Here is an 18,788-nt window from a genome sequence, read left to right as displayed (position 1 = left end):
CGTTATTAGAATGGCATAGCCATTAGTGACAGTGTCACTACGGTGCTTGTTCGATAAAAAGGGTGGTTGAGAAACCACCCTTTATTGTTCTTGAACGCGGCTAATTATTTGGTCAGCAGATGGCCCATTTTGGCCGCTTTGGTGGCCATATACTGTTCATTCTTGGGATTTTGCCCGACAATCAATGGCACCCGCTCAACGATATTAATCCCCGCCTCGGAGAGAATCTCAACCTTCTTCGGGTTATTGGTTAGCAAGCGCACGGCTTTGACGCCCAGTAATTTATATATATCTGAGCATAAGGTGAAGTCACGTTCATCGGCGGCAAATCCGAGTTGATGGTTAGCTTCCACCGTATCAAAGCCCTTATCCTGTAACGCGTAAGCGCGAATCTTATTCAGCAAACCAATATTACGGCCTTCCTGACGATGATAAATCAACACACCGCGCCCCTCTTCGGCAATGTGCGCCAATGCGGCTTCTAACTGAAAACCACAGTCACAACGCAGGCTAAACAAAGCATCACCTGTCAGGCACTCAGAATGAACACGGGAGAGCACTGGTTTATCACCACTGATATCACCAAATATTAAGGCCAGATGATCATGGCCAGAGGCTAACTCTTCAAAACCGACCATCAAAAAATCACCCCAAGGCGTGGGTAACTTGGCTTCTGCTACACGTTTAAGCTGCATCTTACTGTTCATATTATAACTTCAGACCTTAAGGATGTTATCGCGCATCCTGATGTGGATACCCGCTTTAACCCGTTATATCCCTTCATCTTAGGGCATAGGGTTAAATAAAAAGTTTCTCTGCGATCATTATTAGCTATATTGCCATAACTTTTGGCTCACTGCTGTTCAACAAAGCAGCGAAAAGGAAAGAGAAAATGTCTGACGAGAACATATTTGGGTAATAACATAATTTTGTTTGTGTTATCAATGATTAATGGGACTTATACTGTGTGGTTATAGCCGCTGTACAATTCGTGCTATCACCATGGAAAAGACGATATAGACATCATGTGTAACCAAGGGCCCCAGATGTGGAATATAGCGAAACGAATCACTGTCGGAACACTTATCTTACTCTTACCCACCCTTGTTATCTGGCTTTCTGGTTGGCAGTGGCAACCCGGCAGTAATAATGTTTGGTTGAAAAGTGTGTTCTGGGTGACTGAAACGGTCACTGCGCCATGGGGAATCTTGACCAGTGCGTTGCTCAGTTGCTGGTTTTTATGGTGCCTACGGTTTCGGATTAAGCCCGCGATAGGGTTGTTGGTCCTGATGGGCGGCGTAATTCTTGTCGGTCAGGGTATAAAATCACTGATTAAAGAGCAGGTACAAGAACCTCGTCCATTTGTCGTCTGGCTTGAGGCAGAACATCATATTGATAATCGCTTTTTCTATTCGCTTCCCCGTGCTGAACGCAGTGAGTTGGTCAAACAGCAACTACAGAGCCAAACCATTATTCCGCCGTGGTTGAGCAGTCATTGGCAGTTTGAAACTGGCTTTGCTTTCCCCTCAGGTCACACGGTTTTTGCTGCCAGTTGGGCATTGTTGGCGGTAGGCATATTGTGGCCACGGCGACATTATAAAACCGTCATTTTGCTAATGATATGGGCGCAAGGTGTCATGATGAGCCGGTTGGTATTAGGCATGCATTGGCCACGGGATCTGGTAGCCGCAGCACTTATCAGCGGGTTATTGGTCGCCATTGTGTGTAGCTTAGTACAACGTTGGTTCGGCTCGTTAGCCATTTTGCCACAAGAACAGCGCGAGATAGAAAAACGTGAGCATGAGGAAAATTGAGTGATTAGTTATTATTCTCAGCCCAGTCGCTTAAAATAATATCAATTAGGTGCCCAATCGGCGCTTTATCTTGGTGCAGGGTTTCTTTGCTGGGTAAGGAAGTGCTAATTTATCAAGTAAGGGCGCCACATTTTTGGCATAATTCATCAGGTTGATTCGGCCTTTAGGAAAAAACGTGAAATATTTGCTGATTTTTTTGTTAGTACTGGTGATTTTCGTGATTTCAGTCACGTTAGGGGCAAATAACGATCAAGTCGTTACCTTTAACTATTTATTGGCTCAGGGCGAATATCGGGTATCTACGTTATTGGCAACGCTTTTTGCGGCGGGCTTGGTACTTGGGTGGGTTATTTGTGGGCTTTTTTATCTGCGAGTTCGAATTTTACTGGGGCGCGCAGAGCGGAAAATTAAACGTCTTGAGTCACAGCAAGAGCAGCCTATTGAATCCAGTGCGGCTGTTTCCACACCTGCTGTCAGCAAGGAATAATTTTCTATGTTAGAAATGCTGTTTCTGCTGTTGCCCGTCGCTGCCGCCTATGGCTGGTATATGGGGCGTAGAAGCGCTCAGCAGGATAAGCAACAGGATGCTAACCGCCTGTCTCGTGAATATGTGGCAGGGGTTAACTTCCTTCTCTCTAATCAGCAGGACAAAGCGGTTGATCTGTTTCTTGAGATGTTGAAAGAAGACAGTTCGACCGTTGAAGCGCATCTGACATTAGGGAACTTGTTCCGTTCTCGTGGTGAAGTTGACCGCGCTATCCGCATTCATCAGGCGTTGATGGAAAGTGCTTCTCTGACCTTTGAACAACGATTGCTGGCAATTCAGCAACTTGGTCGTGATTATATGGCCGCGGGTTTATATGATCGGGCAGAGGATATGTTCAATCAATTGGTTGAAGAGCAAGATTTCCGGCTCGGGGCACTACAGCAGTTATTGGTTATTCATCAGGCCACCAGTGATTGGAACAACGCGATTGAAGTGGCGGAAAAACTGGTCAAGATGGGCAAAGATAATCAGCGGCTGGAGATAGCGCATTTCTATTGCGAACTGGCGCTGCAAGCCATGGGGAGTGATGATTTAGAGAAAGCAATGGGGTTGCTGAAGAAAGCGGCTATTGCGGATAAGCAGTGCGCCCGTGTCTCCATCATGCAAGGTCGGGTGCATATTGCCAAGGGTGAATATGCCAAAGGCGTAGAGGCGCTGGAGCGTGTGCTGGAGCAGGATAAGGAAGTGGTCAGCGAGGCATTACCTATGTTGAGCGATTGCTACCAACATCTACAACAGCCCGAGGCGTGGGCGAATTTCCTCAAACGCTGCGTTGAAGATAATACGGGTGCTACGGCTGAACTAATGCTGGCCGAAATACTGGAACAGCATGAAGGCCGTGATGTGGCACAAACCTATATCAACCGCCAGTTACAACGCCATCCCACCATGCGTGTTTTCTATCGATTAATGGATTATCACCTGGCAGATGCAGAAGAAGGGCGAGCGAAAGAGAGCTTGCTGTTGCTGCGAGACATGGTAGGAGAACAGATTCGGACCAAACCCCGTTATCGCTGTCATAAATGTGGTTTTACCGCGCACTCTCTGTACTGGCACTGTCCATCATGCCGAGCCTGGGCTTCGGTTAAGCCGATCCGGGGATTGGATGGGCAGTAAACGTTTCTATTGTCAGAGGTATCGCGACAGTCATCGGGTGACCTGAGCCACCCGATAGTTTTTGATGAAGTATTGTGGTGTTATCTTTATTTTTTCTTCTGAGGCGCTTTCACACCGTCTTTCAATAATTGTCGCAGTTTCTTCAACTCTTTTTGGCTTAACGGCTGCTCTGAAATCTCTTCTACACCTTGGCTATCAATCTCACCTTGATGCAACTTGGCATCTTTGCGGCTGGCTTTACTACTTTTAACATCAACCTCAAAGCTCTTTTCTAATCTTTCGCACACTTCGGTACTCAGGGAAAACTGTTTTTCTAAGGCAGCAGCCTTGATTTTCTCTTTTAATTCCAGAGGGATTTTAATGGTTAAGGTAGATATTTCGCTCATCATATAACCTTTAACTTAGGAGGAAATACCAAGCTAAGCGAGGGAAGCGAAACTGTCTAGGGGATAACACAACTGTCACAAAAAATTCACATTAGCCACGGCAAAAAGAGCGCAAATGCGCTCTTAGAAAGAGATAAAGCGTTAACCGGAGAGACGGGTATTAACGATAGATAATGGCGGTACCGTGCATTTTGTTATTGCCGGTCGCAGAGGTTATCAGGAAAGATTTTGCACCGGCAGCTTTGGCTTGCTGCGCCAATGCATTTTCTAACTCGGTCAAGGTAGTTGCATTACTGGCAGAAATCACGCCAGCTTCATTCAATCCTGCTGATTGATTAGTTTGTATTTGAGTGGCGGCGACGCTAGCAAATGATGCGAGAGACAGAATTAATGCCGGGGCGATGAATTTAATGCTTTTCATGTGAAACTCCAGTTTCTAGTTTATTATATTGAATAATTGATATTTTTTACTTATTCAGTAGACAATTACTGTCTGGCGATGGAGTGAATGATACAGCATTAATATTGAATGAGAATCACAAACAACTGAGCATCTAAATCAAAATATTTGATTGAGAATTTACGTTTCTTGAAGCTGATTTACTTAATGGCAGGTAAGCACAATCTCACTGCTTGACGTAAATTGACCCTCTGCGGCAATTACGACCCATAAACAGCAAGTATTGGTGTCGCTCGATAGCTGTAATTTCAGTAGAGCAGCCTGTAGAATATGAGCGTTATCATTACTTATTGACTGAAAAGGGCTTAAAAATGACGTCTGCAACTAAAACTAATAACAGTGGCCCGATATCTTCTCCGATCATTGTCGCGTTGGACTATGCCAATAAAGACGCTGCGTTAGCCTTTGCTGATCGTGTTAATCCGCAAGATTGCCGGTTAAAAGTGGGCAAGGAGATGTTTACCTTATATGGCCCTCAGTTGGTCCGTGATCTGCATGCGCGTGGTTTTGAGGTTTTCCTTGATCTGAAATTTCACGACATTCCCAACACCACCGCTAAGGCGGTGAGTGCGGCAGCTGAGCTTGGGGTGTGGATGGTCAATGTCCACGCCAGTGGTGGTGCACGCATGATGACTGCCGCCAAAGAAGCTTTATTGCCTTATGGGCACCAGGCACCCCTATTGATTGCTGTTACGGTGCTCACCAGCATGGATGGCGAAGATTTACGTGATATCGGTATTAACATCAGCCCGGCAGAACATGCCGAACGGTTAGCGAAACTGACATGGGATTGCGGTTTAGAGGGGGTGGTGTGCTCCGCCCATGAAGCTGTGCGCCTCAAGCAGGTTTGTGGCGCTGATTTTAAACTGGTTACCCCAGGTATTCGCCCGCAGGGCAGTGAGGCCGGTGATCAGCGCCGTATCATGACTCCTGAGCAAGCCGTCTCTGCTGGGGTGGATTATATGGTTATTGGGCGTCCGATCACCCAATCTCCTGACCCAGAAAAAACACTGAGTGAGATTCTGGCATCATTGAGCAAGGTGGCATAATGACGAATTATAATAGCCGTTTGGTGTATTCAACTGACTCGGGGCGTATCAGTGAGCCTGAGCTAAAACCCGCGCGGCCAAAAGGGGATGGTATTGTTCGTATTCAGCGCCAAACCAGTGGTCGTAAAGGAAAGGGCGTGTGCCTGATTACCGGTGTTGATGGCAGTGATGAGGTGCTGGATAAACTGGCAGCAGAATTGAAGAAGAAGTGCGGTTGCGGTGGCTCGATTAAAGACGGCATTATTGAAATTCAAGGAGATAAACGCGATCTTCTTAAGCAACTGCTCGAAGCCAAAGGGATGAAAGTCAAACTGGCGGGTGGCTGAGAATAATTTACAGTTTCATTTATCAGTTTTCCCCTAATTAATTGACGTTGCAGGTAGGCAGCAAGCAAACGAATCCCGATGAGCTTACACAGGTAAGTGAGCGTAGCTAACACCCTGCAACGTCAAATCATACCGATAACATTATTTGCTGACTTGGTGCCCGATAACCCCACCAACCGCCGCGCCACCTAATGTCCCCAGCGTACTGCCGGTCAACACCGCACCACCTACAGCACCAGCACCGGCACCGATTGCGGTATTGCGGTCACGTTTGGACATATTAGAACAAGCAGACAGGGACAAGGCCAGTGTTAGCGCCAAGGCGGCAGTGGCAAATCGTTTATTGATTATCATCATCATAATTCTCCTGACGTTGGCTAAGTACGGATAGATCAGGTCATATAGTTTGAATCTATCTATCCTGATGTATCCGTGCAAAATTGAAATTACCTAACTAAGTATAGGCGTTGTAGCAATTTTAGCCGAAGTCTCATTTTGTTAGTGTTTAGAATAAAAATCGTCGTTTAGATTTAAATTCAGAATTAATGCTAAAAACTCGTTTTGTCACCAATAGAAACTAGTATAAATATCCGCGAATCATTTAATAGGTAAATAGTCCTAATTTGATCTGACAAGACGGGGAATTAGGGATTGTCTGAGACTAAAGGCACGATTAACCCATTGTCAGTGCTAAATAAAATATGACGTTCTGCTATGTGTACCTCGCAGACTGTACTTTCCAGCCGATCTGCACGCAGTTTATAGCCATTTATCCCATACCGGTTCTTACCTGTGGCGCTGAAAATGAGAGAAATTCAGTCATTCAGGATACGACGATGCTCAACGAACTGAAGCAACAGGTACTGGCCGCCAATCTGGCGTTACCTCGCCACAATTTGGTCACATTCACTTGGGGCAATGTCAGTGCTGTCGATAGACAACATGGGTTACTGGTGATTAAGCCTTCCGGTGTGGAATATGACGTGATGACACTGGACGATATGGTGGTGGTAGAGCTGGAAACCGGCAAAGTGGTGGAGGGCAGTAAGAAGCCCTCATCGGATACTGATACTCACCGGGTGCTTTATCTTAATTTCCCGCAAATTGGCGGCATCGTTCATACCCATTCACGCCATGCAACCATTTGGGCCCAGGCTGGGCTAGATTTGCCTGCGTGGGGTACCACTCACGCAGATTACTTCTACGGCACCATTCCCTGTACCCGGTTGATGACGCAAGAAGAGATTGCTGGCCGCTATGAATGGGAAACCGGCAATGTCATCGTTGAGACATTCCATCAACGGGGCATTAAACCAGAAGATGTGCCTGCGGTTTTAGTCAATTCACACGGTCCGTTTGCCTGGGGGACCAGTGCGGATAATGCCGTACACAACGCGGTTGTGTTAGAGGAGTTGGCTTATATGGGGATTTTCTCACGCCAATTGAACCCGCAACTTGGTGATATGCAACCGCAACTGTTGGATAAACACTATTTACGCAAACACGGTAAAAATGCCTATTACGGGCAATAATCGCTGTTTGGGCCTCTCGTTGAGAAGGTGACCCGTGTTCAGTCTTGCACGGGTTTCTCCAGCCATAGCACGGAGTCAGTGATATCGAGCATTTTTGCTTCGACCTGTGCAATGGCATCATTGATACCTTGATTGTAATAATGCGCGCCCAGCTCACGACTGATGAATTCCAGTAAAAATTCCGCATCAAAATCTTCCAGCTCAATACTCAGGTTCTGCTCCAGATAATCCTGAATTTTACGTGCCATCCGTTGAGTCTGTTCACGCGTGAAGGTGATGTCCGCCATTATTGCTGTTACTCCGTTATGAATGTTGTTCCTCTTATTCGCTGAGGATATCGACTTGAATGCCTTGTGCCGTTAATTGCTGCTGATAACCTGCGGGCAGGCGGTTATCGGTAATGACCCGGTTGATGGACGATAATGGCATCAGTGAGTTCTGATGCACCTGACCAAATTTTGATGCATCGGCCAGAATGATATTTTCAGCGCCTTTGGCTAACACACTATTAATCACATCGGCGCGTAACATATCGCGCCCGGTAAAACCGGTATCTGCCTGATAACCGTCGATACCGATAAACGCCTTGCTGAAATGCACATGGCGCAAACAAAGTTGCGTCAATGGGCCAACCATACTGTCACTTTTTTTCTGATAAATTCCGCCTAGAAGAATCACTTCACAGGAAGACTCTTTCAATTGTCTGGCGATATAACCACTCACCGTCACCAAGGTGATACCAGGGCGTTGTGCCAAATGATGCGCCAACAGGGCGTTGCTACTGCCGCTTTCGATAAATACCGTCTCACCTTCATTGACCAGTGAAGCGGCGTGATTAGCCAATTTTTGCTTCATGGCAAAGTGAGTCATCATGCGAACATCGACATCGTCACTCTCAAGAGCGACGGCTGAACCATGCACTCGTTTGAGCAAACCTCTCGTCTCTAGCTGATTGAGATCCTGACGGATTGTCACCTCAGAGACCTGCGTTTCCTGCGCCAATTCACTGACACTGACTCGTTGCCGGTCGTTTACCAACTGTAAAATTATTTGCTGTCTTGGGTTCATGGCATTCCCGATAATAAAGTGTGCTGAAAATTGAACCAGCCAACGTGGTGGTAAAAGTTCGCCGGTTCACAACAACATCATAATGATAAATAATACCTTAAATAGTAGGGATAACACCCTGTGTTACTAAGGGAAAAGTGAGGCAAGCCACAACTCTGTCTTACAACGCTATCATCGCATTTTTTGCAGTATGTAAAATACATTGCTTTTGATTGAAGTTTAATTTGCTTTCGAATGAAAGTATTTTGATAAAGATCACATTATCGATTCATGATTGGTCTATGATTGCGGCTGATGATTGGTGGTAAATCCATTTGCTTAACTGGCTTATTTGTTTAACCAGTCTGGCTGCTTACATAATCCAAACCGGAGGTTCTTATGGAGCTTTATCTTGATACCGCAGATGTAGCTGCAGTAAAACGCCTGGCGCGCGTACTGCCATTACAAGGTGTCACTACCAACCCGACTATTTTGGCCAAAGCGGGCAAGCCTATCTGGGAGGTGTTACCTGCGCTGCGCGATGCTCTGGGCGGTACCGGTAAACTTTTCGCACAAGTGCTGGCCAGTGACAGCGAACTGATGGTGTCTGAGGCAATCATGCTATCAAAGCGCGTCCCCGGTTTGGTTATCAAAATCCCCGCCACCGCAGAAGGATTGGCGGCTATTAAGCAATTGAAAGGGATGTCTATTCCGACATTAGGTACCGCCGTATATGGTGCCGGGCAAGGGCTGCTGTCTGCATTGGCGGGGGCTGAATATGTCGCACCCTATGTTAACCGACTGGATGCACAAGGCGGTGATGGCATTGCGATGGTCCGTGAGTTACAGCAATTGTTAACCTTACATGCACCGGGCGCGAAAGTATTGGCGGCCAGTTTCCGTACGCCACGTCAAGTAGTAGATTGCCTGTTGGCGGGCTGTCAGTCGGTCACCATTCCGGTGGATGTAGCAGAGCAACTTATCAGCGCGCCTGCGGTAAAAGCGGCAGTAGAACAATTTGAACAAGATTGGCAGGGCGCATTTGGCTCGCCAATCTTGAGCTAGTTGGTGGTGCCTGCTGTTCAAACGGAAAATAAAAACGCCCTGTGAAACATCAACAGGGCGTGACAATGTCACTTTATGATTCAGCTTGCTAGTTTAACAAGGGCATTTCCCCAGTTTGCCGGCCTCACTGGGGAAGCGGGCATTCAGACAATAATGGTGGAATTCCCGTTCGGTCATCGGTGTAGTGTCAGGATGATGTCGGCGCATATGATTAACATAATTGCCGTAATCCTGTACTCCCACCATCAGTCGAAAGCTTTGTGCCACGCGGTGTGCGATAAGGCACAACCAAGCCCGTAGATGAGTCGGGCGGACAGCCACAGGAACCAACGGTACACAACGCGTAATCTGGCGCGGCGTGGTTGCTAACCCTGTTCGGGTACGAAACGGTATACCTGCATTAGCCACGGGCAACCTCCTCACGGAAGACAATTTCAGTCTCATGGGTGGTCGGTTTGCTGGATTTCAGCGCACGACGGACCACAAAGAAAGATGAAATCAGCATGGTCACTGCCACCAGCATAAAGAAGGCACATAAGGCGGCATTGATCTGGTTATTGAACACAATAGTTTCCATGTCTTTAATGCTCTTGGCGGGAGCAATCAGAACGCCTTGCTCAACACCGGCAGAGAATTTCTTCGCTTGAGCCAGGAAACCAATACTCGGTTTTTCATGGAAAATCTTCTGCCAGCCCGCGGTCATTGAGGTAATAAACAGCCAAATTGTTGGCAGGATGGTTACCCAAGCATAGCGTTGCTTCTTCATTTTAAACAGGACGACAGTCCCTAAAATCAGCGCCATCGATGCCAGCATCTGGTTACCGATACCGAACAGTGGCCACAAGGTATTGATCCCCCCTAATGGGTCAACCACACCTTGATAAACAAAGAAGCCCCAGCAGGCGACCGCCACTGTGGTGCCGGACAAGTTACCCAACCATGAGCGGTTATTTGCCAGGCTCGGCACTACGACACCCACCAAATCCTGCACCATAAAGCGACAGGCTCGGGTACCGGCATCCACGGCGGTCAGAATAAACATGGCTTCAAATAGAATGGCAAAGTGATACCAGAAGGCCATCATATTGCGGCTATTAAATATCTCACTGATAATATGCGCCATCCCAACGGCGAAAGTGGGGGCACCACCCGCACGGGATAAAATGGAGTTCTCGCCAACATCTTTGGCAATCATGGCCAGGGTTTCTGGTGTGACTACAAATCCCCAACTGCTAATGGCCAGAGAGGCGCTTTCTACTGTGGTGCCAATCAACGCTGCCGGAGAGTTCATGGCGAAATAGACACCGGGATCGATAACCGAGGCACAAATTAGCGCCATGATGGCGACAAAGGATTCCATCAGCATCGCGCCATAGCCGATAAAGCGGGTGTGACTTTCACGCTCAATCAGTTTTGGTGTAGTGCCACTGGCAACCAAGGCGTGGAAGCCCGAAATGGCCCCGCAAGCGATGGTAATAAACAGGAACGGGAACAGGCTACCGGAGAATACCGGGCCGCTACCATCAATAAAACGTGTGACGGCAGGCATTTTCATTTCAGGCATGGCAAAGACAATACCAACGGCCAAACCAATAATGACGCCGATCTTCAGGAAGGTCGACAGATAGTCCCTTGGCGCCAACAACAACCACACCGGTAGCACTGAGGCGATAAAACCATAAATAACCAGCACCCAGGTCAGGGTGGTGCCGTGTAAGGTAAAGAATGGTCCCCAATAAGGGTGAGCCGCGATATTGCCGCCGTAAATAATTGCGGACATCATCAGTACGAAACCAATTAAGGATACTTCCGCGATTTTCCCCGGGCGGATAAAGCGCATATAAACGCCCATAAACAGTGCTATCGGGATAGTCGCTGCAATGGTGAACAGGCCCCATGGGCTGTCAGCCAAGGCTTTAACCACCACTAATGCTAGCGCGGACAAGATGATAATCATCACCCCCAGCGCGCCCAGCATAGTGATAACCCCGGCAAAAGCACCCAACTCTTGTTTTGCCATCTCCCCCAGAGAGCGACCATCGCGACGGGTAGAGATAAACAGGATCAAGAAGTCCTGTACTGCACCGGCCATCATTACCCCGACCAAAATCCAGATAGTCCCCGGCAAGAAGCCCATCTGTGCGGCCAGAATTGGCCCAACCAATGGCCCGGCACCGGCAATCGCCGCAAAGTGGTGACCGAATAGTACCCATTTATTGGTCGGGACATAATCCAAGCCGTCATTGCGCCGCTCAGCAGGTGTCAGGCGCCGGTCATCCAACTCAAACACATTCTTGGCAATAAATAGGCTGTAAAAGCGGTAAGCGATGCTGTAACACGCCACTGAGGCGATCACCAACCAGATGGCATTGACATGCTCACCGCGGCTGAGTGCCAGCATAGCAAAGGCAAATGCACCAATTAACGCCACGGTCAGCCATATGACGACAGTCTTGACGTTCTTCATGGGTAACGACTCCTTGTTATGAGGAAAATTTAACAGTTATCAGCATCGGTTTTGGAAAAAAGATACAAACCGTTAGTTAACATAGGAGCTTTAATGTGAAAGAAAAGGTGCGAAAGTGAAAAGTGTGATCAATAAATTACTTTAACGTAACGTTCAGTAGTATTTGCTTACATTTTGTGACGCTGAGAGCGCTAAACTGGAGGGAACATCAAGTGGGATTGACGGGGGGCAATTGAAAAAGCCGTGGGATGTTGTGTATCACCACGGCTTAATGTGTTTTTTCTAAATATCAAACCACCGGGCGGGCCACCACATTGCGAGTTTCCATGCGAACCTCGGCAATGCGCACTTCGATTTTATCGCTTTGGCTATAAACCGTTTCACCTTTAATTTGCACGGTACCTGTTTCCTGACTGCATACCATCTCATCACGTACTGCATGAATAAACGGTGCAGGGATAAAGGCCACGGCGCCATTATCCAGCAAACGAACACGCAGACCACCACGGGTAACATCAATAATTTCCGCAGGGAAACGGGTATCAGTACCCGCTTGAGGCTGTAGATAACGGGCATACAACCAGTCACCGACATCGCGTTCGGCCATGCGATTCAGACGACGACGCTCAGCCAATTGAATCGTTATCTCGTCTTGTGGTTTCTCCGCTTGCTGGCCGGTAATAATGGCTTTGAGCAGGCGATGATTGACCATATCACCGTATTTACGAATAGGTGAAGTCCAGGTGGCATACGCCTCTAGCCCCAAACCAAAGTGTGGGCCAGGAACGGTACTGATTTCAGCAAAGGTCTGGAAGCGGCGGATACGGCTGTCGAGGAACTGGGTTGGCAATGCATCAAGATGACGGCGCAACTCACAGAAGCCTGGTAGGGTCAGTAGAGCCTGTGGGTCAGCCTCGACACCATTGGCCTGCAACACGGTCGCTGCCTGTTCAACCAATGCCGGATCAAAACCGGTATGTACGTTATAAATGCCAAAGCCCAAATTATCGCGCAAAGCAATAGCAGCGCAGACGTTGGCGGCAATCATGCACTCTTCAACAATACGGTTAGCAATACGGCGGTGCTCAACAATGATATCCAGCACCTCGCCTTTTTCACCCAATTGGAAGCGGTAATCTGGACGGTCTTTAAACACCAGGGCATGTTCTTGACGCCAGTTGCTACGCGCCTCGCACACCCGTTTCAGCAATAGAATTTGCTCGGCAATATCCGCATCCGGTGGCTGCCAACCTGTGTTGCCGTCCAGCCAGTCAGAAACCTCGTCATAAACCAGTTTGGCTTTGGACTCGACCCAGGCGGCAGAGAAACGAATATCATCACTCAGCGCGCCATCAGCGGCGATAGTCACACGGCACACTAATACCGGGCGGCGCTCATTTGGCCGCAAAGAGCAGAGGTTGTCAGACAAGTGGCGTGGCAGCATCGGAATGTTGAAGCCAGGCAGATAGTTAGTAAATGCACGTTTACGGGCGATTAAATCCAACTCACTGTTTTCATCGACATAGGCGGTTGGATCAGCAATGGCAATGGTCAACAACAGGGAACCGTCACCGTTGTCTTCCACATACAGCGCATCATCCATATCTTCGGTGCTGTTGCTGTCGATAGTAACAAAATGGAGCGCCGTCAGGTCTTCGCGTACTAAGGCGCTATCATGTAAGGTAGATTCAACCATAACCGGGGCTTCACGCTCCAGATTATGGCGAGCTAATGTTACCCACCACGGCACGAAATGATCTTCACCATTGGTAATAAATGCCGTCAAATCAGCATTAAAAGCACGATCGCCTTTTAATGGGTGACGGCGCATTTCAGCCACCGCCCAATCACCGTTCTGGAAGTCGTGGGTTAACTCACGGGCTGGACGACATTGGATGGCATCACGCAGCAGCGGGTGGTCAGGCACGATAGACAGACGATCATCTTTTCGTTGGACGCGACCGACAAAGCGGGATAAAAACGGCTCGACCAATGTTTCTGGCTCAGCAATTTCACGATCTTTATCCGTGTGCAAGGTGGCAATAATCCGATCGCCGTGCATGACTTTCTTCATCTGTGGCGGCGGAATAAAATAACTTCTCTGCCCATCTACCTCAAGAAAGCCAAAGCCTTTCTCAGTACCTTTAACCACGCCTTCAACGCGCGGGGTCTGAGTGTGAAGTTGCTGTTTTAGCTGCGCCAGCAGCGGGTTATCTTGAAACATATCGTCCAGTAAATGGTGTAGTGAGTGGGTTTAATCCGGCTGACAGTTTTACGCGAATCAGCCCCATCGGGCAAGCGGCATATCACGTTGGAGGGGAATTCCTTGTTAAAGGTATGGGCATATCCGTTGCCCATGATTGCCAGCCCTGGCAACAGCCAGAGGGCCGGCTTTAGCTAACAAACTCAGGCAATGCGCTGTGACAATGGTGGTTGCCAGCGTCGAATGGTCACTGGCACTGATTTTGACGTTGGGGTGTGGGTTTGATCACCAAAGCTGGATAAGGGCACCAGTGGGTTGGTTTCAGGATAGTATGCGGCGAGATTACCGCGCGGGATATCATAGCTCACTAACTTGAATCCACTGACTTTACGAGTAATCCCATCATTCCATAAGGTTTCTATTTCCACTAGCACGCCATCTTCTAAAGCTAACGCGGCCAAATCTTGTGGATTAATGAACAAAACTTCTCGCTGACCATAGACACCCCGGTAGCGATCGTCGAGACCATAAATGGTGGTGTTATATTGATCATGAGAGCGCAATGTTTGTAACACAAACGGGGCCGCCCCCCCTGCAATCGGCGGGAATAGACTCTCTGGCAGGGGCGCTGCGCAAAATTCAGCTTTACCACTTGGGGTAGCAAAACGCATTTCAGCGGCGGCACTACCCAGATAGAAACCACCGGGTTGATCACAACGCGTGTTGAAATTATCAAAGCCCGGTATGGTGGCGGCAATATGATCACGGATCAGATTGTAGTCAGCGGCCAATGCCAGCCAGTCCAGCTTTGCACCATTAACCTTTTTGTTAGCGAAAACCGCATTGGCGATGCCACAAACAATGGCGGTTTCGGCGTGCTGGGTATCCGCCAGCGGCTTCCCGACACCTTCAGATGCGTGCACCATACTGAAAGAATCTTCTACCGTAATGAATTGTGAACCACTGGCTTGCATATCGCGCTCGGTGCGGCCCAGTGTCGGCAAAATCAAGGCATCAGTGCCGGTTATCAGGTGACTACGATTTAGCTTGGTACTGATATGAACGGTCAATTCGCAACTGCGTAATGCTTGTGCGGTGCGCTCAGTATCCGGTGCCGCCGCCGCCAAATTCCCGCCAAGGGCAATCAGCACTTTTACTTCACCGCGCAACATCGCCTCGAGAGCTTCCACGGTGTTATGACCCGCACTTTGTGGTGGGGTGAAACCAAAATGGTCGGCCAAACGATCCAGCATGGCTTTTGCGGGTTTTTCATCAATGCCCATCGTGCGATTACCTTGCACGTTACTGTGACCACGTACCGGACATAACCCCGCGCCGGGTTTGCCTAACTGACCAAACAACAGTTGGAGATTAGCCAGTTCCCGCACCGTTATCACTGAATGTTTATGCTGAGTGATCCCCATCGCCCAGGTGATGATAATGCGCTCGGCATGTTGATAAATATCAGCGGCATGGCGAATTTGCTCTTCACTCAGGCCCGACTGTTGGGTGATCTGCGCCCAAGAGGTGTTATCAACGGCCGCCAGATACGCCGCTATACCTTGTGTATGTACCGCAATAAAGGCTTGATCAAACAAACCTGATTCCCCTTGCGCCAATTGATGGCGATGGGTTTCCAATAAGGCTTTTACCATGCCGCGCACCGCCGCCATATCACCACCCAAATTAGGTTGAAAATAAGCAGAACTAATAGGGGAGGATTTTGGTGTCAGCATCTCAAGAGGATTTTGCGGATCGGCGAAACGCTCCAAACCGCGTTCACGCAAGGTATTGAAGCTAACAATACGTGCACCGCGATCTTTGGCATGACGAAGGCTGTGTAGCATGCGGGGGTGGTTAGTCCCCGGGTTTTGTCCGAAAACAAAAATAGCATCGGCCAGTTCGAAGTCCTGCATCTGAATGGTACCTTTACCAACGCCGATACTCTGCTTTAATCCGGTACCACTGGCTTCATGGCACATGTTTGAGCAGTCCGGGAAGTTATTGGTCCCCAACATGCGGCCAAATAACTGATAAAGGTAAGAGGCTTCATTGCTGGCCCGCCCGGAGGTATACAGCTCCAGCTGATCGGGGTTATCCAATCCATTAATATGCTGAGCGATCAACGCCAAAGCATCTTCCCAACTGATGGGTTGGTAGCGGTCAGTTTGTGGGTTATAACGCATCGGATGGGTGAGTCGCCCCTGGTACTCAAGGAAGTAGTCACTCTGCTGGCGCAATGTGGTCAGACTGTGTTCGGCAAAGAATTGGGGTTCCACCGCTTTGCGGGTTGCTTCCCAACTGACCGCTTTAGCGCCATTTTCGCAAAAACTGAAGGTGCTGTGATTATCGTCGCCCCAGGCACAACCGGGGCAGTCAAAACCTTTTACCTGATTGACCCGCAACAAATTGCGAATATTTTTCAACGCTTGCTTGCTGTCCAGGACAAAGCGGGTGGTTGCTTCGAGAGAACCCCAGCCACCAGCTGCGCCGGTATAGGGTTTTATTGCTGATTTAAATTTCATAATGATACGCCGCAGGTGTCTTTTTTGTTTCAAGCAGGTAACAAAATCATTAACTGTTTGAGTCTGTTTTGTCACAAGTTTAGTGGCGCGGCGGTATGGCGTCTAATCGAATACCGCAATCGCGGCATAGAGGGGGTTTATCGTGGTTGATAACATGCGGTGAGACGCGCCAGAAGTGTATCGCGCTCACTGCATAGAGTGGCAGCGTGATGTATCAGCATTCTTATCGTCGGCCGGTGCTCACCGCCACAGGTATTTACTGAGCGTGGTCAGTGAATTAATGCTCGGGGTAGACCTTCTCTTTAAACTCACACAAGTCTTCAATAATGCACGAACCACAGCGCGGTTTACGGGCAATACAGGTATAGCGACCATGCAGGATCAACCAGTGGTGGCAATCAAGTTTAAATTCAGCCGGAACCACCTTGAGTAGCTTGGCTTCAACCTGATCTACATTGCTACCGGGAGCAAAGCCAGTGCGATTACAGACACGGAATATATGGGTATCTACCGCGATTGTGGGCCAACCAAAGGCGGTGTTCAACACCACATTGGCTGTTTTACGCCCCACACCGGGCAGCGCTTCGAGTGCTGCTCTGTCTTCAGGCACCTTGCCATTATGTTTTTCCAGCAAAATACGGCAGGTTTTAATCACATTTTCAGCTTTGGTATTAAACAAGCCGATGGTCTTGATGTATGCCTTCAGGCCATCGACACCCAGGTCAAGCAGGGCTTGCGGGGTATTAGCCACCGGATAAAGTTTGGCAGTGGCTTTATTGACGCTGACATCGGTGGCTTGTGCCGAGAGCAATACCGAAATAAGCAGTTCAAAAGGTGAGGTGTAGACCAGTTCAGTGGTTGGATGTGGATTGTTGTCCCGCAGACGGGTCAGAATCGCGACACGTTTTTCTTTATTCATAAGGCTTTCCCGGCATCTCCATCCTGAAGTTGCGGCGCAGTTGCTACTACTTGTGCTTTGCGCGCTTTTATTTTTTCGTCAATGACATATTTACCGGCCAGCAGTAATCCCAAACCAATAAAGGCACCTGGCGGCAGCATTGCCAGCAGAAAAGGGCTATCCAGATGCAGAATTTCGATACGCAGCACTTTTGCCCAGTTACCTAACAGCATATCCGCGCCATCAAACAACGTACCGTTACCCAGGATTTCACGCAGTGATCCCAGTACAAATAACGCGCTGGTTGCCCCTAGCCCCATAGCCAAGCCATCGAGTGCCGATAACCCCACCGGATTCTTGGCCGCGTAAGCTTCCGCCCGGCCAATCACAATGCAGTTAGTAACAATCAATGGAATAAATATCCCGAGGGATTGATATAACCCAAAGGCATAAGCGTTAATCAGCATTTGCACGGTACTGACCACGGAAGCAATGATCATCACATAGATTGGAATACGAATTTCATTTGGCACCCAGCGGCGCAAAGCCGATACCGCGGTATTGGTACATACCAATACCAGCGTGGTAGCTAATCCCAAACCGAGGGCATTGGTGGCGGTAGAGGAGACCGCCAACAACGGACATAGCCCCAGTAGCTGCACTAGCGCTGAGTTATTCTTCCATAACCCCTGCGCTAACAGATTTTTTGCTTCACTCATTGCCGTTCTCCACAGCCTGGCAGGCTATCAAGCCTTGCTGGCAAGGTTTCCAAATACAGCGTGGTGCTTTTCACCGCCCGCACCACTGCTCTTGGTGTAATGGTGGCGCCGGTAAATTGATCAAAGGTACCGCCATCTTTTTTTACGGCCCAGCGTTTGTCTTGTTCACTTGCTACATGTTGGCCGCTGAAATGGCTAATCCAGTCAGAGATTCTAATATCAATTTTATCACCGAGACCGGGGGTTTCGTGATGTTCTATCACCCGACTGCCCAGCACATTACCGTGGAAATCTGCACCGACTAACAGTTGGATAGCGCCGGAATAACCATCGGGAGCGGTGGTTTCAATCGCGGCAGCCACGGGTTTATTCGCCAACCGGGCCAGATACAAGCGATGAGGCGACAGGTTACCCAACGCGGCATCAGTGACAACGTAACATTCTGCTTGCATATCGTTGTCATAATTTTCAGCCGGGACAACCTGATCCAGCAACGCTTTTTGTTGCAAAGCGGCTTGATGGGCGATGGTTGACTCTGTCAGTGAGTTAACCACCGCCGTCAATCCGGTAGCACCGGCGGCAAACAGCGCCAAAGTAATGCCGTGACGCTTCATGGTTTTTAGCATAACGGCTC

20 protein-coding genes are annotated in these 18,788 nt (G+C 48.7%); 7 read left to right on the top strand and 13 right to left on the bottom strand.

The features are described 5' to 3' along the window. Positions 1-104 precede the first annotated feature (104 nt). Positions 105-695, bottom strand: a complete 591-nt coding sequence (ribA, locus tag A6J66_005900; protein PNM26907.1) for a GTP cyclohydrolase II — start codon at positions 693-695, stop codon at positions 105-107. A gap of 351 nt (positions 696-1,046) precedes the next feature. Between ribA and A6J66_005895 the strand changes: the two genes are divergently transcribed. From A6J66_005895 to A6J66_005885, 3 genes are all read left to right on the top strand, one after another. Further along, the gene (locus tag A6J66_005895) at positions 1,047-1,814 is read left to right on the top strand and encodes a phosphatidylglycerophosphatase B (GenBank protein ID PNM23775.1); all 768 of its coding nucleotides are present in this window, start codon (positions 1,047-1,049) and stop codon (positions 1,812-1,814) included. 175 nt (positions 1,815-1,989) lie between these two features. Next, positions 1,990-2,301, top strand: a complete 312-nt coding sequence (locus A6J66_005890; GenBank protein PNM23774.1) for a DUF1049 domain-containing protein — start codon at positions 1,990-1,992, stop codon at positions 2,299-2,301. A gap of 6 nt (positions 2,302-2,307) precedes the next feature. Then, the gene (locus A6J66_005885) at positions 2,308-3,477 is read left to right on the top strand and encodes a lipopolysaccharide assembly protein LapB (protein PNM23773.1); all 1,170 of its coding nucleotides are present in this window, start codon (positions 2,308-2,310) and stop codon (positions 3,475-3,477) included. Positions 3,478-3,563: 86 nt separating this feature from the next. Here A6J66_005885 and A6J66_005880 read toward each other — a convergent pair whose 3' ends face one another. Then, positions 3,564-3,866, bottom strand: a complete 303-nt coding sequence (locus tag A6J66_005880) for a hypothetical protein (protein PNM23772.1) — start codon at positions 3,864-3,866, stop codon at positions 3,564-3,566. A 157-nt stretch (positions 3,867-4,023) separates the two neighbouring features. Beyond that, the gene (locus A6J66_005875) at positions 4,024-4,284 is read right to left on the bottom strand and encodes a DUF1471 domain-containing protein (GenBank protein PNM23771.1); all 261 of its coding nucleotides are present in this window, start codon (positions 4,282-4,284) and stop codon (positions 4,024-4,026) included. A 350-nt stretch (positions 4,285-4,634) separates the two neighbouring features. On the opposite strand from A6J66_005875, the gene A6J66_005870 reads away from it, so the two are divergent. Beyond that, positions 4,635-5,372 (top strand): orotidine-5'-phosphate decarboxylase, encoded by a 738-nt coding sequence (locus A6J66_005870; protein PNM23770.1) that lies wholly within the window; start codon positions 4,635-4,637, stop codon positions 5,370-5,372. Next, a complete protein-coding gene (yciH, locus tag A6J66_005865) occupies positions 5,372-5,698 on the top strand; it encodes a stress response translation initiation inhibitor YciH (protein ID PNM23769.1) in 327 nt (108 codons plus the stop codon). The genes A6J66_005870 and yciH overlap by 1 nt, the downstream gene beginning before the upstream one ends. A 141-nt stretch (positions 5,699-5,839) precedes the next feature. Here the strand turns inward: yciH and A6J66_005860 are convergent, their stop codons facing one another. After that, a complete protein-coding gene (locus A6J66_005860; GenBank protein ID PNM23768.1) occupies positions 5,840-6,055 on the bottom strand; it encodes an osmotically-inducible lipoprotein OsmB in 216 nt (71 codons plus the stop codon). 479 nt (positions 6,056-6,534) lie between these two features. Here A6J66_005860 and araD point away from each other — a divergent pair, with 479 nt between their 5' ends. Continuing rightward, positions 6,535-7,230, top strand: coding sequence for an L-ribulose-5-phosphate 4-epimerase (araD, locus tag A6J66_005855; GenBank protein PNM23767.1), 696 nt, complete (start codon positions 6,535-6,537; stop codon positions 7,228-7,230). Positions 7,231-7,268: 38 nt separating this feature from the next. On the opposite strand, the gene A6J66_005850 is transcribed toward araD, so the two are convergent. Continuing rightward, a complete protein-coding gene (locus A6J66_005850) occupies positions 7,269-7,517 on the bottom strand; it encodes a DUF2164 domain-containing protein (protein ID PNM23766.1) in 249 nt (82 codons plus the stop codon). A 34-nt stretch (positions 7,518-7,551) separates the two neighbouring features. After that, positions 7,552-8,298: a DeoR/GlpR transcriptional regulator gene (locus tag A6J66_005845; protein PNM23765.1), complete on the bottom strand. Its 747-nt coding sequence runs from the start codon at positions 8,296-8,298 to the stop codon at positions 7,552-7,554. A 378-nt stretch (positions 8,299-8,676) separates the two neighbouring features. Between A6J66_005845 and fsa the strand changes: the two genes are divergently transcribed. Further along, positions 8,677-9,342: a fructose-6-phosphate aldolase gene (gene fsa / locus A6J66_005840; GenBank protein PNM23764.1), complete on the top strand. Its 666-nt coding sequence runs from the start codon at positions 8,677-8,679 to the stop codon at positions 9,340-9,342. Between the two features lie 93 nt (positions 9,343-9,435). Here fsa and A6J66_005835 read toward each other — a convergent pair whose 3' ends face one another. The 7 genes from A6J66_005835 to A6J66_005805 form a co-directional block, all read right to left on the bottom strand. Continuing rightward, positions 9,436-9,750: a DUF466 domain-containing protein gene (locus tag A6J66_005835; protein ID PNM23763.1), complete on the bottom strand. Its 315-nt coding sequence runs from the start codon at positions 9,748-9,750 to the stop codon at positions 9,436-9,438. Then, complete coding sequence (locus tag A6J66_005830) at positions 9,743-11,809, bottom strand: carbon starvation protein A (GenBank protein ID PNM23762.1); 2,067 nt, start codon at positions 11,807-11,809, stop codon at positions 9,743-9,745. The genes A6J66_005835 and A6J66_005830 overlap by 8 nt, the downstream gene beginning before the upstream one ends. 289 nt (positions 11,810-12,098) lie before the next feature. Beyond that, positions 12,099-14,033 carry an exoribonuclease II gene (locus A6J66_005825; protein ID PNM23761.1) on the bottom strand — a complete coding sequence of 645 codons (1,935 nt, stop codon included), beginning with the start codon at positions 14,031-14,033 and terminating at the stop codon, positions 12,099-12,101. 182 nt (positions 14,034-14,215) lie between these two features. Further along, positions 14,216-16,537 (bottom strand): CbbBc protein, encoded by a 2,322-nt coding sequence (locus A6J66_005820; GenBank protein ID PNM23760.1) that lies wholly within the window; start codon positions 16,535-16,537, stop codon positions 14,216-14,218. 277 nt (positions 16,538-16,814) lie between these two features. Continuing rightward, complete coding sequence (locus A6J66_005815; GenBank protein ID PNM23759.1) at positions 16,815-17,456, bottom strand: endonuclease III; 642 nt, start codon at positions 17,454-17,456, stop codon at positions 16,815-16,817. Next, entirely contained in the window at positions 17,453-18,154 is a 702-nt protein-coding gene (locus A6J66_005810) for an electron transport complex subunit RsxE (GenBank protein PNM23758.1), read from the bottom strand. The genes A6J66_005815 and A6J66_005810 overlap by 4 nt, the downstream gene beginning before the upstream one ends. Beyond that, on the bottom strand, positions 18,151-18,780 hold the full coding sequence (locus A6J66_005805; protein PNM23757.1) for an electron transport complex subunit RsxG: 630 nt from the start codon (positions 18,778-18,780) through the stop codon (positions 18,151-18,153). The genes A6J66_005810 and A6J66_005805 overlap by 4 nt, the downstream gene beginning before the upstream one ends. Positions 18,781-18,788 lie beyond the last annotated feature (8 nt).

The organism is Yersinia enterocolitica (assembly GCA_002082245.2).
Taxonomy (GTDB): Bacteria; Pseudomonadota; Gammaproteobacteria; order Enterobacterales; family Enterobacteriaceae; genus Yersinia; species Yersinia enterocolitica_E.
Note: the sequence above shows the minus strand (reverse complement) of the source record. Positions and strands in the feature narration are given on the sequence as shown.